General features: G+C 48.7%; 11 protein-coding genes. 2 read left to right on the top strand and 9 right to left on the bottom strand.

The window, feature by feature from the left end; genetic code table 11:
• Positions 1-39: 39 nt before the first annotated feature.
• The 9 genes from KV201_RS08460 to KV201_RS08500 all read right to left on the bottom strand — a co-directional run bounded on the left by KV201_RS08460 (position 40) and on the right by KV201_RS08500 (position 12,108).
• On the bottom strand, positions 40-627 hold the full coding sequence (locus tag KV201_RS08460; protein WP_006081409.1) for a cytochrome c3 family protein: 588 nt from the start codon (positions 625-627) through the stop codon (positions 40-42).
• An 8-nt stretch (positions 628-635) separates the two neighbouring features.
• Positions 636-1,121 (bottom strand): nitrate reductase cytochrome c-type subunit, encoded by a 486-nt coding sequence (locus KV201_RS08465; RefSeq protein ID WP_006086431.1) that lies wholly within the window; start codon positions 1,119-1,121, stop codon positions 636-638.
• A 10-nt stretch (positions 1,122-1,131) separates the two neighbouring features.
• On the bottom strand, positions 1,132-3,621 hold the full coding sequence (napA, locus tag KV201_RS08470) for a nitrate reductase catalytic subunit NapA (RefSeq protein ID WP_226059139.1): 2,490 nt from the start codon (positions 3,619-3,621) through the stop codon (positions 1,132-1,134).
• Positions 3,622-3,623: 2 nt separating this feature from the next.
• Positions 3,624-3,881 (bottom strand): chaperone NapD, encoded by a 258-nt coding sequence (locus KV201_RS08475; protein ID WP_012089026.1) that lies wholly within the window; start codon positions 3,879-3,881, stop codon positions 3,624-3,626.
• A gap of 42 nt (positions 3,882-3,923) precedes the next feature.
• A complete protein-coding gene (locus KV201_RS08480) occupies positions 3,924-4,082 on the bottom strand; it encodes a nitrate reductase (RefSeq protein ID WP_012089025.1) in 159 nt (52 codons plus the stop codon).
• 788 nt (positions 4,083-4,870) lie between these two features.
• Positions 4,871-8,752 (bottom strand): ATP-dependent RNA helicase HrpA, encoded by a 3,882-nt coding sequence (gene hrpA, locus KV201_RS08485; protein ID WP_226059057.1) that lies wholly within the window; start codon positions 8,750-8,752, stop codon positions 4,871-4,873.
• A gap of 116 nt (positions 8,753-8,868) precedes the next feature.
• The gene (locus tag KV201_RS08490) at positions 8,869-9,285 is read right to left on the bottom strand and encodes a CBS domain-containing protein (RefSeq protein WP_006081403.1); all 417 of its coding nucleotides are present in this window, start codon (positions 9,283-9,285) and stop codon (positions 8,869-8,871) included.
• A gap of 173 nt (positions 9,286-9,458) precedes the next feature.
• The gene (locus KV201_RS08495; RefSeq protein WP_226059058.1) at positions 9,459-10,748 is read right to left on the bottom strand and encodes a DUF2254 domain-containing protein; all 1,290 of its coding nucleotides are present in this window, start codon (positions 10,746-10,748) and stop codon (positions 9,459-9,461) included.
• 328 nt (positions 10,749-11,076) lie between these two features.
• On the bottom strand, positions 11,077-12,108 hold the full coding sequence (locus tag KV201_RS08500; RefSeq protein WP_226059059.1) for an isoaspartyl peptidase/L-asparaginase family protein: 1,032 nt from the start codon (positions 12,106-12,108) through the stop codon (positions 11,077-11,079).
• Between the two features lie 120 nt (positions 12,109-12,228).
• Here KV201_RS08500 and KV201_RS08505 point away from each other — a divergent pair, with 120 nt between their 5' ends.
• Both KV201_RS08505 and KV201_RS08510 read left to right on the top strand, forming a co-directional pair.
• Positions 12,229-14,082, top strand: a complete 1,854-nt coding sequence (locus KV201_RS08505; RefSeq protein ID WP_226059060.1) for an autotransporter assembly complex family protein — start codon at positions 12,229-12,231, stop codon at positions 14,080-14,082.
• Positions 14,079-18,104 (top strand): translocation/assembly module TamB domain-containing protein, encoded by a 4,026-nt coding sequence (locus KV201_RS08510; protein ID WP_226059061.1) that lies wholly within the window; start codon positions 14,079-14,081, stop codon positions 18,102-18,104. The genes KV201_RS08505 and KV201_RS08510 overlap by 4 nt, the downstream gene beginning before the upstream one ends.
• The last annotated feature ends 1 nt before the right edge of the window (position 18,105 follow it).

The raw sequence follows: 18,105 nt of genomic DNA on the forward strand, positions 1-18,105 counted from the left end.
AGTCACGCTAAGCCACACGAGGTCTCACTCTGTTTAAGATTAGAAGCCTTTCACACCTGCCATATCGGGGAGATGGTGAGCAATCCCCTTGTGGCAATCGATACAGGTCTTTTCGCCGCTCGCCAGTGACGTTGAGTGCATCTGCGCCGCTCTGGGTGATTGGCGGGTAAAGTCCATATACGTAAAGTTATGGCAGTTACGGCACTCGAGCGAGTCATTGGCCTTTAATCGCGCCCACTCATGCTCAGCCAGTTCGCGCCGTTTACTTTCAAACTTGTCACGGGTGTTAATCGTACCGAAAACCTTACCCCACACTTCCTTAGATGCCTGCATTTTACGGGCGATTTTATCGGTCCAGTTATGCGGCACATGGCAGTCAGGGCACGTTGCCCGCACACCGCTGCGGTTAGTGAAGTGGATTGTCGTCTGTAACTCTTGATAGACGTTGTTTTCCATTTCATGGCAACTGATACAGAAGGCTTCCTTGTTGGTCGCTTCAAGGGCCGTGTTAAAGCCGCCCCAGAAAATCACTCCAGCCACAAAGCCACCTAAGGTCAAAAAACCTAAACTGTAATGCACACTCGGACGATTGAGTACCTGCCAGATTTTTTTCAGTTTATCTAACATGCTAACTCCTAGTGTTTTTTCTGCTCAGTGTTGGCTTTGATCAGATGTTCCATGTCCACAAAGTCATTTTCGACCAGTAGCTTGGCATCTAACTGCGGCACATGACACTGAGTGCAAAAATAGCGGCGCGGCGATAATGTGGCTAAGAAGTTATTATCCCTGTCCATAAAATGTGTGACGCTGACCATAGGTGCTTGGGATTCCCCAATGCGGTTGCGGGCATGACAGGCCATACATTTGTTCACTTTAAGATCGAGCTGATAACCGTCGATCTTGTGCGGTATCACAGGCGGCTGCATGGGGTAGCTGCGCACTTCCTTAACATCGGTATTACGCACGTTTTGCATCGCCGGAGGCGTCGGTTCCACATCAATTGGCGCTTGTCTCAGGGTCGCTATTTTTTCGTCGGGAATACTGGCGGCAGAGACTGCCGTCATCATCAATGAACCGAATGCCAGTAAACCGATCGCTGAAACTAATTGTAGAGTTTTCATCGTGTTCTCCTTAAACCTTAACGATCTTCACCGCACATTTTTTAAAGTCAGTTTGTTTTGACAAGGGATCTGTCGCATCTAAGGTGACTTTATTAATGAGCTGGCTAGCATCGAACCAAGGCACAAACACTAAGCCCACTGGCGGTTTGTTGCGGCCACGGGTTTCAACTCGGGTCTTAATTTCACCACGGCGTGACACCACACGAATTTCATCGCCACGGCGCAGACCGCGCTTCTTGGCATCTTCTGGATGCATAAAGCACACGGCATCAGGGAAAGCGCGATAAAGCTCAGGTACACGTTGGGTCATAGAACCTGAGTGCCAATGTTCCAGCACTCGGCCCGTCGATAACCAGATATCGTATTCTTCGTCTGGCGACTCAGCGGCAGGCTCATAGGGCAGCGCAAAGATCACCGCACGGCCATCGGGATGACCGTAGAACTCAAAGCCTGTGCCCGTTGTCACATAAGGATCGCTCCCCTCACGGAAGCGCCACTTGGTTTCCTTGCCATCGACCACAGGCCAACGCAGACCATGGGCCTCGTGATAGGCATCAAACGGCGCTAAATCATGACCATGACCACGGCCAAAGGAGGCGTACTCTTCAAACAGACCTTTTTGCACATAGAAGCCAAAATGTTTCGCTTCATCGTTCAGATACTTAGGATCGGCATCCGCCAACGGAAACTTATCGACATGGCCATTTTGATACAGGACTTCGAAAAGCGTTTTACCTTTGAACTCAGGGTTCGCCGCTAATACATCCTTGGGCCACACTTCATCTGTGGTGAAACGTTTCGCAAATTCCATCAACTGCCACAGATCCGAATGCGATTCACCGGGCGCTTGCACCATTTGATGCCAGAACTGAGTACGGCGCTCGGCGTTACCGTAAGCGCCCTCTTTTTCAACCCACATCGCAGTGGGCAAAATCAGATCGGCAGCTTGGGTGGTGACTGTAGGATAAGCATCGGACACCACGATAAAGTTTTCAGGATTACGATAACCCGGCAACCCTTCTTCGTTGATGTTCGGACCCGCCTGCATATTGTTATTCACTTGTACCCAATAGCAGTTCAAGTCACCGTCTTTAAGGCGGCGGTTTTGCTCAACGGCGTGATAACCTGGTTTGGGCGGAATGATACCGCTTGGAATTTTCCACGTTTCTTCGGCACGTTTTCTGTGCTCGGGATTGGTCACCACCATGTCGGCGGGTAGACGATGGGAGAAAGTCCCGACTTCACGTGCCGTGCCACAGGCCGATGGCTGACCGGTCAGTGAAAATGGGCTGTTACCTGGGGTTGAAATCTTACCTGTTAACAAATGGATGTTGTAAATCAGGTTATTACACCAGACACCACGGGTATGTTGGTTAAATCCCATGGTCCAGAACGACGTCACTTTGACATTCGGATCGGCATATAGCTTAGCCAATTCGATGAGTTTATCTTCTGGCACCCCAGACAGTTTACTGACTTTCTCGACTGTGTATTCGGCGACAAAGGCTTTGAAGGCTTCAAAATCAATTGCCGTTGAATCCCCTGCGGTTTTCACATTTTTAGCTTTTTGCTCAAGGGGATGAGTCGGACGTAAACCGTAACCGATATCAGTCGTGCCTTGGCGGAAATTCACGTGTTTTTTAACGAAATCCCAGTTCACTTTATCGTTTTGAATAATGTAGTTGGCAATAAAGTTCAACATGGCCAAATCCGTTTGCGGCGTGAACACTATCGGAATATCCGCCAGATCGAAGGAGCGATTCTGGAAAGTCGATAACACGGCCACTTTGACATGGGGTTCACTCAAGCGTCTGTCTGTCACTCGACTCCACAGGATCGGGTGCATCTCGGCCATGTTCGAGCCCCAAAGCACGAATGCATCGGCGGCTTCCATATCGTCATAGCAGCCCATTGGCTCGTCGATACCGAAGGTGCGCATAAATCCGACCACGGCAGACGCCATACAATGGCGCGCATTGGGATCGATATTGTTTGAACCAAAGCCCGCCTTCATCAACTTAACGGCAGCGTAACCTTCCCACACAGTCCATTGGCCCGAGCCAAACATGCCCACGGCCGTTGGCCCTTTGGCTTTAATGGTTTCTTTCCACTTTTGTGCCATGATGTCGAAGGCGCTGTCCCAGCTAATTGGCGAAAACTCACCGTGCTTGTCGTACTTGCCATCCGTCATCCGCAGCATGGGCGTGGTTAAGCGATCGCTGCCATACATAATCTTCGACAGAAAATAGCCTTTGATACAGTTAAGACCACGGTTCACTTCACTGTTGGCATCACCATGGGTGGCGACCACTTTGCCGTCGCGGGTAGCGACAATCACAGAGCAGCCAGTACCACAGAAGCGGCACGGCGCCTTGTTCCACTCTAATTTGGTTTGTTCTGAGCTGGTAATAAGGTTGCTTGCGCCTGCGGGCAAAGCTAAACCTGCGGCCCCTGCGGCAGCAATCACCGCATTAGCCTTAATAAAGTCACGTCTGTTCATATTCATTCTTCACCCTCTTCAAGCACTTCACTCTGGTGGTAAACCATAGTGGCGGATAACACGCCCGGAATGGCATTGATCGCTTCTATACTGTCCATCAAGGCGCGCTGAGTCTCACCTTCAATGACCACGACCAACTTCACTTCGTTGTTGACGGAAAGTTCGGCATTTTCAATGGTCATGATCTCTTGTCTAACGTCTGCCATTTTCTGCGGTAAGACCTGCACCACTAAACTGGTGATATGGAGTTCTTTGCTCATCCGACATTCCACTCTTTATTTAATATTCTGATAATAAAGCGATTAACCCACTCCCGGTGGTCCAGTCAAAATCTGACTAAACCAGATCGCAAAGCCCAAGCCACTGACCAGCAGCACAGACAATAACGGCGCGAGAAACACGGTTAAAAAGATAAAGATTTTCAGTTCTAGGGATTTTTCTTTTGCGGTGCTAGCACTCATGCATCCTCCAAGAGGTGTGTTCCTGCCACGTTGCGCGTTGGGACAAGCGTCCGCGGCAAGTTTTATGTATATCTATTGCATCTTTGGATCACGAAGCGATCATACCTTTTAGTTGTTAACAAAATGTATACCTCCAAATTGGTAAAGCGGATGATGCTTGATCCAGATCATCAATTTTCTGCGAGTATTAGTCAGATCTCTGTTTTCAAATGCTTTTGAAGATTACAACTTTGCCTTTTGAATAGATTTAATGATTAGGAAGTGGCTTAAACAGAAAAATTACCGCGAGAACATCCCGAAAAAGTCGCCAAAAAACACTGGGTATTCATAAAGGAGTAGATGGTAGGAAGGTTTGAAAGTACGAGAGTTAACTACTTGATCTCAAAAGTAAGAAAATCGCTATAAAAGCATGACTGACATCAAGCCAAGATAGCCACTAAGACCTTAAATAAGCGCCGCACAGCAGTTTTATCGATGAATAACTGAGTATTGTCGGAGGTGGGTGTTTTACCGCAGAAGATAACGAGATAACGTGGGCATGGGTGGAGATGAGGCTAAAGCTAAAGCATGGTGCTTAGTGCATGGCGCAATTCGCGGCGCATCACTGACGTGTATATCGTTCAAATAGTAGGAATTTAGGGAAATAAAAAACCGAGTAAAGGGTTAGTTTTACTCAGTTTTTCGCGAAGGTATTTTTACGCGCTCGTCTGCTCGATTATGGCTCGTTTTAGAGTAACTCAGCCCTTTGAACCAACCTAGGTACTCAACCGAACACTTAAATCAAACCATTAGACCTGTTGGATATGATTCAAAATGCGTTTTTCCGATATCGGATAAGCCGTGCCTAACACCTGCGCAAAACAGGAGACGCGATATTCTTCAATCATCCAGCGCGCTTCAATTAACGCGGGCGGTGTCGGCATAGAACGTGGCACTTTCGCCAGTTGGGCGTTCAATGCTTCCTGCACCTTGTTAATACTCTGCATATGCAAACGGTCGCGAGTTGGATCGACGGGCAACTTCTCGACACGGATTTCAATCGCTTTTAAATAACGCGCCACATCGGCTAAACGATTCCAACCGCAGGATTCAACAAACCCTTTAAACACTAGTTTGTCTAATTGGCTTTGAATATCACTCATAGCAAAAGCGATATCTAAGCTAATTTTGCCCTTGAGACGCTTTTTAATGCTCTGATATAAGGTCAAAATCTGCTCAACCTTCAGGGCAATTTGCTCTGCGGTCGGGTTGAGTTCTTGGCGAACCCAATCCTTTGCCTGCTCAAATTGGGCTTGATTACGCACATCGAGGGCTTTTTCATCCAACAATTGCTGTACAGCGGCGGCAATTATGTCATCAATTAAGATCTGAACTTGACCAAAAGGATTGAAATACATCGCCAATTTCGCCTTATTCGGCAAAGCTTGCTGTAAATGTTTTACCGGTGATGGAATGTTTAACAGCAACAAGCGTCGCAGACCTTGGCGATGAGCATCTAAGGCTTCAAATTCATCATCAAATAATTTGATCGCAACACTGTCTTTTTTATCGATCAGCGCCGGAAACGCCCGTACTTGGTAATTGCCTTTTTGCTGCTGATATTGCTGCGGCAAATCACCAAAGGACCACTCAGTTAACGCTTCTTGCTCTATACCTTTATCCGCCACCTGACGAATGGCCTTCGCCACCACGCCCTGCAACTCGGCTTTTAAGGTATCGAGCACCCGACCTTCGGCGACTAAGTTGTTTTTATCGTCTTCGATTTTAAAGTTCATCTGCAAATGCGCGGGGATCTGCGTTAAATCAAAATCTTCCGGTGATATACGCGTGCCACTCATGCGCAGCAATTGCTTGCACATGGCTTCAAGCAAACTGGCACTAAAAGGCACCATGGCCTGCACACAAGCACGGGCATAGTCAGGCGCGGGCACAAAGTTACGTCGTAAACTCTTAGGCAAAGATTTGATCAGCGCGATGCACTTTTCTTCCCTCAGCCCAGCCACTAACCAATCAAAATCGCTATCGTCGATTTGATTGAGCAGCGCCACCGGAATGTGCACCGACACGCCGTCATCCGCCGCAGCGGGTTCAAAGTGATAACTCAGCTGCAGGCGCAAATTGCCCTTGTGCCACGTATCGGGGAAATCCAAGGTCGAAATATGGTCGGCATTGCGCTGCATTAACAACGCTTTGCTGAAATCCAATAAATCCGGTTGCTCGCGCTTGGCTTTTTTCCACCAGCCAAAAAACAGCTGGGCGTTGTAAATCCCTTCAGGGATCCGCGGTTCGTAAAAATCCACCAACACTTGCTCGTCCACCAAAATATCGCGGCGACGGGATTTATGCTCAAGTGATTCAATGTCTTCGAGCAGCTTTTGGTTAGCGACAAAAAACGCTTCTTGGGTTTGCAACTGCCCTTCTGCCAAGGCGCTGCGGATAAAAATCTCACGCGCTTCAACGGGATCGATGGGGCCATATTGCACTTTGCGGCGGTGTACAACCGTCAAACCATAAAGCACTTGATTCTCAAGGGCGATAACGCTGCCAGGTTTTGCCTCAAAATGGGGCTCTACATAGCTTTTCTTGATCAAATGCGCCGCTAAGGGCTCTAGCCATTCGGGTTCGATTTTAGCGCAGCAGCGAGCGAATAAGCGCGAAGTTTCGGTAAGCTCAGCGGCCATGATCCACTTAGGGCCTTTTTTGGCCAATGGCGAACCGGGAAACACAAAGAATTTACGATTACGCGCACCTAAATACTCGTTATTGTTATCTTTAAAACCAACATGGCTCAACAAACCCGACAACAGCGCACGGTGCAAGGTATCGTAACTTGGCGGCGTATCGTTTAAGCGCCACTTTAAATCGTGCACGGCTTGTTTAAGCTGGGCGTATAAATCCTGCCACTCGCGAACGCGCAAGTAGGCCAAATACTCATCGCGGCACTTTTTACGGAACTGACTCGCTGATAACTCTTTTTGCTGATCTTTTAAGTGCTGCCACAGATTTATCCAACTAACGAAATCGGAACTGGGATCGGCAAAACGGCGATGGGCTTCATCACTGGCTTGCTTCTTCTCCATCGGACGCTCGCGGGGATCTTGAATCGATAAGCCCGCAGCAATCACCAGCACTTCGTTCAAACAACCTAACTGCTGACTCTCGACCACCATACGCGCCAAACGCGGATCCACAGGAATTTGCGCCAAATTACGCCCAAGTGGCGTCAATACTAGCTTGCCGTGTTTGCTCTCAACCGCTTGTAATTCTTCTAGCAGCAAGAAACCGTCGCGGATATGGCGTGGATCGGGTGGCTCGATAAACGGGAAGCCGCCGATATCACCCAAACCGATGGCGAGCATCTGCAAAATGACCGAGGCCAAGTTAGTGCGCAAAATTTCAGGATCGGTAAACGCCGGACGATTATTAAAATCCGCCTCATCGTACAAACGAATACAAATACCCGGTCCCACACGACCACAACGGCCTTGGCGCTGATTAGCGCTCGCCTGCGAGATAGGTTCAATCGGTAAACGTTGCACCTTAGTGCGATAACTATAACGGCTGATACGCGCTGTACCTGGGTCGATAACGTAGCGAATACCCGGCACAGTCAGCGAAGTTTCCGCTACGTTCGTCGCTAGTACAATCCGCCGACCTCTGTGACTACTGAAAACTTTGGATTGCTCGCCATAGGACAAACGCGCGTACAGCGGCAAAATTTCGGTATCGCGGTAATTACGCCGACTCAATTGCTCGGCCGTATCGCGAATTTCTCGCTCGCCATTCATAAAGATCAGAATGTCGCCCAGCCCTTCGGCCACCAGCTCATCGACGGCGGCAAAAATGCCTTCGATTTGATCTAAATCTGCATCTCTATCTTGCACTAAGGGTCGATAACGGGTTTCAACCGGAAAGGTACGGCCCGACACTTCGATAATAGGCGCATTGTTGAAATGCTTAGAAAAACGCTCAACGTCTATGGTCGCCGACGTGATGATGACTTTGAGATCGGGGCGTCTTTTAAGGATCTGTTTAAGGTAGCCCAGAATAAAATCGATATTCAGGCTGCGCTCGTGGGCCTCATCTATGATGATAGTATCGTATTGGTCGAGATTGCGATCTGAGGTCAATTCCGCCAGTAAAATACCGTCGGTCATCAACTTGATATACGAGTCACTCTTAAGCGCATCGGCAAACCGTACTTTAAAGCCGACCACTTCACCGAGCGGGCTTTGTAATTCTTCGGCGACTCGGCTCGCCACGCTGCGGGCAGCCAAACGTCTTGGCTGGGTGTGGCCTATCATGCCACGGCAACCTAAGCCGAGTTCTAAACAAATTTTGGGAAGCTGTGTGGTTTTACCCGAGCCCGTTTCGCCGGCAATGATCACCACTTGATTGCCCGCAATCGCGCGTGCAATGTCATCGCGCATCAAGGAAACGGGAAGGTTTTCAGGATATTGGATTTTAGGGCGAGCGTTACGGCGCTGCTCAACCTTCTCAAACGCCGCCTGCGCTTGCTCACTCAGCTGGGCTAAGACTTGGGTCTTTTTATCTGAGTCGGCTTCTTTATTGAGTTTAAATAAACGACGACGGATCCTAGACGCATCAGCCTGATAACAAAGATTAAGAAAGGCGTTCGATAGCGGATGTTTGTCTGAGTTCAAATCCAAATTCCATTGCTAGCATCAAAAACGGCGATCCTAGCAAGGAAAGTGGCGCAATGGTATTGCTAATTTACTCTGCACTCAGGATAAAGGGTGTCAGATTATGTCCAGAGCGGCTCAGATTAAACCGGTGACAGATAACATTGTTGCATATAGATATTCATCGCTTTTAGCACATTAGTACGATTTATCGTGCCTATCACTTTACCGTGTTCAACCACAGGATAAACCTTAGGTTTAGGCCCGAGCATTTGTTCGGCAAGTTGCAAAATACTGTCATCAGGCCCGACAAACAGCACTTCAGTGCGCATACAGTCCTTCACCACTGATGTCATATCGCAGTGATAGCTACTCTTGATCATCACAGCCAAACAATCCTGCTGGGATAAAAAGCCCACCAAATCGCCCGCATCATCAACCACTGCAGCACCCATTTTATTATTATCTAACAGCTTTTCGACCGCGGTCGCCAGCGACATATTCGCGCGCAGTAACACGGGCTGACGATCCATATGGTCACGAATCTTAATTAAGTCCATAGTCTTCCCCTCGAATTAACCCTACGTTTGAAGTCTAGTCAAAATATCGGCAAGGATGTGCGATTTATATCGATTGCGCTTATCTAGTGTGTAAACCGAATGTCAAAAAGTGCTGACAGAATAGAAAGAAACAACAAACGGATACACAGCACGATGAGATAATAAATGTCTCGTTAAGTGTTAGACGAAGCTGCTGACTCGGCAAACTTGGCGGCGTCTTGTACGGCTTGCAAGTCCTCTTCGATATCAAGCACCTTTTGTGAACGCTTCAGTGCCAGCCGCCCGTGGTACTCGGCCGCCGCGCGTATTTCCCCGTCACCACTGGATGCTAACGATTCAAGCGCTTTTTGTAGCCGTACAGCGACTTCCACCACTCCCGCGCCGTCTCTGGCTATGGCGGTAAACGCATCATCAAACATGTCCTGTACACAAACGTGAGGGACTTCAATGCGATCGCACTCTGGCGCGGGTTTGCCATCAACTGCTGCGGGTTCACCCCATAGCGTAAACAGCCGTACCAGTGTGCCTACGATGCAAATGGCCGTACCTGGGTCATTGACCGCGGGTGATAAGGCGCGGCCAGCGATTTCCGACAGTACCACCAAACCAAATCGCGGATCGTCGTCAAAAAGACGGGTATCACCAATCTGGAATGACTCGGCAACACAGGTGCAATCAATCTCAGTCTGCTCCGCACCATCGGCGCTAATGTATGCCAATGGTCGATTGGGCGTGGCGAACGTGCCCGGCAAGGCTGCAATCACGACTCGCACCTCGTTTTTCTCTGCCCAGCGCTGCATCGCGGCAATATTAATGTACTGAACATAACCGACGTTAGCCGCGTACACGGCTCGTCCACGCGCTTGGGGACGTACTGAAACGCCGCCAAGATGTGGGGTATTGCGTCGCCGTGTCAGGGCATCGGCCGCCGCCTTTTCAACTTTCTCAATTGTGGTTGCCATGCGGCCAAGACGGGCAATGCGATCCACCCAGCGTACAAAGGTAAAGATCACCATGCCAAAAATAAACGTGGTCAGCAGGAAGAGAATAAACAGACCTGCCGTTTGAAAGTAATCATTTTTAACCGCAGTGAGTGCCACAATACTGAAGATAAATGCCCCAACAAAGGTCGATAGCGCATTCTGAGAGGCATCATCGGCGACAACTAAAATAAATGAACGTGGTGTTGCCGTGTTAGCCGCAGAAGCATAGGCCGAGACCATAGAACCCACGGAAAAAGTGGCGATAACCAGCATGCTGGAAGCCATAACGGATAACAGCGCCTCGATGGAGGCCGATGACACCTTAGGTGCAATCTCAACAAGCTCAGTGCCATCAGCCAATTTCGCGACGAAGGCGACTGCAATCGATAATAGGCAAACAAGCAGTGGTTTAACCCAAAGTCGATGGCGAAACCGATTGAGGAAAACCCTGACGCGGTCGGTTAACACGGTAGAAATCATGTAAATATCCTTTACGCTGAGTGCAATCTCATGCAGACGCGATGAGTTCGCTGGACACAAACGACAGCTTTGACGGTGAGTTAAGTGCGGCTTTGTGTGTGACTATTGTACCCCTAATGAAATCAAACAACGGGCGACACCCCACATACCATTAACTATTCGTAATAGCCCAAACTTATCAGCTTCTTATTCACTCTTAAAGCAAAAAACCGCTAGCAAAAAGCGAGTGCCACTTTCGCAGCACTCGCTTTTTAAGGTTTATAAGTGATGTTTCTAGACAATCTTGTAAGCAATGTCCGTCTCGAACCAACTGCTTTTACAATTCAAGTTATTGGTCTTGCCAAATCAGCACTTGGGCGGGTTCACCATTGCTACGGGTAGCGCGGTACATGCCTTCAGTGTTAAATGGCGTGGCGATATTACCGCGCTGATCGACGGCAATCACACCGCCCGAACCGCCTGCGGTGATAAGGCGTTGATTGATCACTTCATCGGCGGCTTGAATAATGGATTTCTGCTGGTATTTCACTTTGGCACAAATGTCCCCCGCCACTTGGTAACGGATAAAGAACTCACCATGGCCGGTTGCCGATACGGCGCACACCCCGTTTTCAGCATAGGTGCCCGCACCTATCACCGGGGAATCTCCAATGCGGCCAAAGCGTTTTGCCGTCATGCCGCCAGTTGAGGTACCAGCAGCTAAGTTGCCATTTTTGTCTAAGGCGACGGCGCCTACGGTACCAAATTTGTAATCGAGATCTTTCATCTCAACACTCGCGACTTGCTCTGATTTAGCCGCAGCTTGCAGTTTTTGTCGTGCATCGAGTAATTGCTGATAACGCTCGTCAGTATCAAAATAACTGTTTGGCACTAAGCTAAAGCCTTGAGTCAGGGCAAATTCTTCTGCACCCGCGCCCGAGAGCATCACATGCTCAGACTTATTCATCACAGCTAAAGCGAGATCAATGGGATTAGCGATATGGCGCACTCCAGCAACTGCGCCGGCATTCATGGTTTTGCCATCCATAATGGACGCATCTAACTCATGTCCGCCGTCGTAGGTGTACACCGCACCTATGCCAGCATTGAACAGTGGGCTATTTTCGAGAATATTAATGGCAGTTTGCACCGCGACTAAACTGTCACCGCCCTCTTCTAACACTTTTGAGCCTTTATCAACCGCTTCCTTTAACTTATCTTTGTAGGCTTGGCGTTGTTCAGGGGTGAGATTAGCCTTAGAAATCGTGCCAGCGCCGCCGTGGATCGCAATGGCGAACGGTTTGTCATTGGCAAAGGTGTTGTGTGACATAAAAAGTAAACCCGAGATAATTAAACTAAAGGTGGCTAATTTTGTTTTCATTCTTTACATCCCCTTAAAAAGTAGCGTCCTTTGTACCCATTTCATCGTGTAATTTCAATCATCTCCTTGCCTGTTGGTTTTATTCTGGCGACAATGATGCCACATCACAGGGACTATAAAGTGCAGCCATTTTTGCAAATCACCTCACATTACTTTCGTTTTTGCTTATTTCTGAGTCTGATTTCAGTCACATCCGTCGCTGCGGCGGCAGATGAATTTATTAAGTTATCTGTCACAGGCGTGAATGAAGCTCTGCAACGTAACATAGTTGCGCACTTAGGCACCTTACCCGAATCCGAGGTGCAGCGCCGTGCCTTTCTGTTTAATGTCGATGACAATGTCAGCACAGCCTTAGAATCCATGGGTTACTATCATGGCGAAGTGGAAGAAAAACTGACGGAACATGACAAGGGACCGTGGGAACTAAAACTGGTGATCACTGCCGGCGAGCCAACCATAGTGCAGTGGGTCGATATTAACTTCAGTGGCGAAATGCTCGATGATCGCGCTTTCGATCAATGGCTGGCAAAGGTCAACCTTAAGCCTGGCGATGCGCTCAACCACGGTGTGTATAGCGACGTAAAATCGCAACTGGTCACCTTAGCTCTGGCCCGAGGTTACTTCGATGGCGAATTTACGGAATCACAGATTAAAGTTAACCGCGACATCAATACCGCACAGGTAAGTTTGCATTTTGACTCTGGCAAACGTTATAAATTTGGCCAAGTCAGCTTCGAAGGCCATACTTTAGAACCTGAAATTTTAGAAAAACTTATTCCCTTTAAAGAAGGCGCTTCCTACTCGACTCGCCGTGTGGGTGCGCTGAATCGCCAGTTATTAGACACGGGCTATTTCGCCAATATCAAAGTGATCCCGCAAATCGACGGTGTCGAAGAAAGTCATATTCCGGTGCTGGTGGAATTAACTCCTAAGGCAAGCCACGCCATTGAGCTCGGTTTTGGTGGTGATATTGGCAAGACGGATCAAGCTTTCGACCCAAGAGTGCGCGTGACTTGGCGGACGCCACAAATCAATAAATACGGTCACTCACAGGAGACCAGCCTCGAATGGTCACCGGATAGACCAAAATTATTAACCACTTATACTATCCCCTTGACGCATCCCTTAGATGATCAATTAAAAATCCGCGTCGGTTTGCTACGGGACAAATACGGTGTGACCCAAGTGTATGACGCCGAGAATCGCGATTTTAGTAACACAGGTCAGCTTGAGTCGACTAAATATCTTCTTGGGCTATTACGCCAACAAAGACTAGAAAATCAATGGTTAATGAGTTATTCACTTGAGGCTATTCGCGAAGAATATACCCAGTCTGACGTCGATTATATGCCGTCGTTTTATTTGGCTGGGCTTAACTTTTCGCGGACAACGCGCGGTGATAATTCACTCGATCCTAAGTCCGGTTTTAGGCAGATTTACAGCATAGATTATGCCGATCCCTATTTAGGCTCAGAAACCCGTTTGGCGCGCCTACAGGCAAAATTTAAATGGATTGATACCTTCTTCGACAACCACAGAATTGTCGCGCGTATCGATTTAGCCGCCAACTTAGCCAACGAAAATGATCTGGCCTCTATTCCGCCTTCACTGCGCTATTTTGCCGGTGGCGATCAGAGTGTGCGGGGTTATGGTTATCAAGAATTGGGCCCCTATTTAGATTATGTCGCAGATGATGGCAAGACCAATCGCGAGGTCATAGGTGGCCGCTATTTAATGGTCGGCAGTTTAGAATATCAATATTATGTGACCCCCACTTGGCGGGTCGGTACCTTTATCGATGCGGGTAACGCCTTCGATAATAATCAATTTGAACCTGTTGTCTCAGTCGGTGGCGGTATCCATTGGATCTCCCCCATTGGCCCAATCAAACTGGATTTAGGGGTTGGATTGAAAGAAACCGATACCATTGAAAGATCATGGCGAATTCACCTGACCATGGGGACAGATCTATGAGCCAGCCCCCAGAGAATAATAAGCCACCCGAACAAGACACCGTAGACAGCCCCATTACGGAAGTCACTGAAGCCATTGCGAGTTCTGTCACCCAATCGGTGTCATTCATTCAAAAACTGTGGCGACAGTTCAAACTCTGGACTCGGATTATCATCTATGTGCCATTAGGGCTTTTAGTGTTAATCGCCCTATTACTCGGCACTGAGTTTGGCTCGCGCATCACAGTAGGCTTAGCCGATCAGTTTGTGCCCGATCTTGATCTCACTTATACCTCAGGCTCCATTAATAAAGACTTAGCCCTGTCCCATGCGTCTTGGTCTATGGCTGGCATCAAGGTACAACTTGAGGATCTGCATTTACTGTGGCAACCCGCCTGTTTACTACAAAAACGTTTATGTGTTAATGGCTTATCTGCGGCCAAAGTCGATGTGACTATTGATACCTTAGCCCTGTCTGCCGACACAAACGAAACCCCGATAGTGCCGCTCGATGAAGAGCCCAGCGAGCTGCAATTACCCTTTGATATTGAGTTAGATTCCGCGGAACTCAACGCTGTGAATATCCAAGTTGATGAGATGCAATTTACAGCCAATCGCCTTAACGCAGAGGCAAAGTGGTTTGCCGAAGGCTTGTCGATTAAGCAGCTTTCCAGTGAAGGATTGTTCGTGCTGATCCCCACATCAACCGATGCCGCACAAACGAACCAAGCAGCGACAACGACGGCTTCTAACGCAGACATAGCCGCGAGTACTACACCCGACACAGCGGCCAGCACAACAGCCAATGTAACGCCTGAACCATCGGCCAACTCGCCGGCAAAAGACAAGCCAGCAAAAGACAGTAGTGCTGAATGGGCTCTAGCGCACTTACCACAAGTGTTTATGCCTTTTCCTGTGACGGTTAATGCCCTCACGCTTGATAACACCACGCTGCAAATCGGCGATCGTAAAGATGTCTTTAGCCATGCCGAGCTGCAAGGTCGTTTCCGCGAATATCAATTGACCTTAGATCATCTCGCCATCAGCCATACAGATGGCAGCGCGGATATCACAGGCAGTTTAACGCTCGATAACGATTATCCACTCGATTTAGAAGCCAACCTCACCCTTAACCAATTAGCCGAATTACCTGAGCTGACTCACCAAGTATTAGATGTAAAGCTGAGCCAAAGCTTAGGACAATTGCAGGTGAACGCTGTCGCCAAGGGCGATGCCGACTTCACGCTAGATGGGCAGATAACACTTCGCGATCCAAGCCTGCCCTACAAGGTAAAACTTGAACAGACACGGCTGCAGTGGCCGCTAAAAAGCCCTGAATATTCGGTCAGTGATGTGGCACTGGAAAGTTATGGCGATCTCAATCGTCAAGAGGCGAGCCTTAAAGGTGAACTGACGACGCCGTTCCATAAAGTACTCACCATAGACACTAGCCTTCAGCATCAAGATGCGAAGTTAACCATTAATAATCTTGATGCAACGGGCGCGATTGGTCAGGTCAAGCTCACTGGCGAACTCGATTATCAAAAAGCCATTCGCTGGAACGCCAATCTCTGGCTCAATGACGTAAAACTGCAGGAAGTACAACTGCCACAAACGGATACGACGCAAAAAGCAACCGGTCTACCGGACAGTTTGATTTCAGGAAAATTACGCACTCAAGGCTCATTTGCTGATCCTCGCTGGCAAGTCTCCCTGAACGACACTGAGCTCACGGGCACCCTGCAAGGTTATCCCTTCGATATCACAGGGGATATCAGTGTGAATGATTCCCTGTATGTCAGTTCTAAGGGGCTGAACGCCAAAGTACTGGGCTCGACTCTGGCACTCAAAGGCGAAGCCAACGCCAACTGGGATCTACAAGGTGAGCTGCAAGTGCCCGACTTCGGTCTGTGGTTGCCTAAGGCCAGCGGCCAATTGCAGGCGCAAATTAATGTCACAGGGGATGAGAAGCACCCTCAAGTTGAACTCACCGCCCAACTCGCTGAACTGTTTTATCAAAACATTAAACTGCGGGAATCCAACTTAAAGGCCTATTACAAGCCGCTAGATCAACATGAATTTGCTATCTCGCTGAAATCGAGAGCCTTACAGATTGCGGATCAGAATGTAGATACAGTGACACTCGGGGCGAAAGGCACGATTGACGCTCAAAAGCTGACCCTGAATGCCACGGGCGATCTTGGCCTCGATACCACAGTGAGTAGCCAATACGATGTGAAAAAATCGCGACTACGGCTCGATGTCGAACGTCTAAATCTCAATACCCCCGTTGGCCTATGGCAGCTCGATAACGCCATTAATCTCGCTTGGGATCAAAACAAAAATCAGGGCAGCATCACGCCGTTTTGCCTCATGAACCCGAACAGCCGCATCTGCCTAAACAGCGAGACGACAATCGGCAAAAAAGGCAGCGCGCAGGTGAGCTATTCGGGTAATCCGGGGCAATTACTCGTACCGATATTGCCAACGAATATGCGATGGGATGGCCCCGCCTCGCTGTTAGCTAATTTTGCTTGGGCTGCGGGTCGTAAACCCACAGCCGATGTGGACTTTGATTTTGCCCCCGGCAGTATCATGCTCAAGCGGGATAAGAATCGTGAAGTCACCATTAATTACCAACATCTGTCATTGCTGGCGACCTTAGATGCTAAACGGCTTGCAACAGTATTAAATTTTGAATCTGAAGGCGTGGCCAGTTGGCAGAGTGAGATCAACGTTAATGTCACCCCAGACCGCACGCTCTCAGGTTTTGCCAATATCAAGCAAATCAACTTACAACCACTGGGAGAATTTTTCCCGCAGCTAAATACGGTACAAGGCTTGCTGACCAGTCAGCTTAACTTTGCGGGCAGTCTAGAGGCGCCAGAAGTATCGGGAAGCATGGCCTTAACGGAGGGCTCCTTAGCCCTGACGGCAAACCCGACGCTAATCGACAAAATTGATATGTCAATGTCGTTCGCGGGTCAACAAGCCGAGCTCAAGGGTCGTTGGATGATGGGCAATGGCTTGGGTCGAGTGACTGGCCAGCTGCAATGGCCACAAGGTCAATTTAGCGGTGAATTAGCCCTTGAAGGTGACAAACTCGCCGTGATCCAACCGCCACTGGCTATCCTTGATGTTTCACCCGACATCAATTTAACCTTCAACAGTAAACAATTAACGGTGAAGGGCAAAATAGCCGTTCCTTCTGGCAACATTAAAATTGTGCCATTAGCGGAAGGTGGTATCGCCACATCTGATGACGTGGTATTTGACGACTCCATTGCCGCCACGCAACCTAAAACCAGCCCCTATGCAATCGTGGCCGATCTGAATATCAGTGTGGGCAACGAACTCAGGATTGATGGTATGGGCCTCACTGGTAGGCTCCAAGGAACCTTAAAACTGCAACAGCAAGCGTTCCGTCCGCCTTTGCTCTTCGGTAATATTAGAGTTAATCAGGGTAGTTACCGGTTTATGGGTCAAACCCTGAGGATCCGTACTGGTGAAGTGCAGTTTGTGGGGCCAACGTCAGTGCCTAACCTGAATATTGAGGCAATACGCGAGATTAAGAGTGAAGACTTAGTCGCGGGTGTACGCGTCACTGGCACTCCCGCCCGCCCTGTGGTGACCCTGTTCTCTAATCCCGCCAAAGAGCAGGCCGAGATCTTGTCTTACATTATCAAAGGCAGTGGTTTTAACAGTGCCAACAATGAGCAAAATAACTCATTGATGATGGGCGCAGCCTTAGGTTTAAGCTCGCAGGTGGGCGGCGGCGCCATTAACAACATAGGGAATACCGCGACCGGATTGATTGAAGAGTTTGGTTTCTCTAACGTACAACTCGACACCAACGATGAGGGCCGTGTGGCGATCAGTGGCTTTATCGGCGAGAACTTGATGGTGAAATACGGGGTGGGCGTGTTTAACCCTGGCTATGAGATGACAGTCAGATATTACCTGCTCTCGCAGCTTTATCTTGAAACAGTCTCAGGTACCTTAGGCCAATCCCTTGATATCTATTACAACTTCAATATCAAGTAGC

The sequence above is a fragment of the Shewanella sp. SR1 genome, assembly GCF_020447145.1.
Classification (GTDB): Bacteria; Pseudomonadota; Gammaproteobacteria; order Enterobacterales; family Shewanellaceae; genus Shewanella; species Shewanella baltica.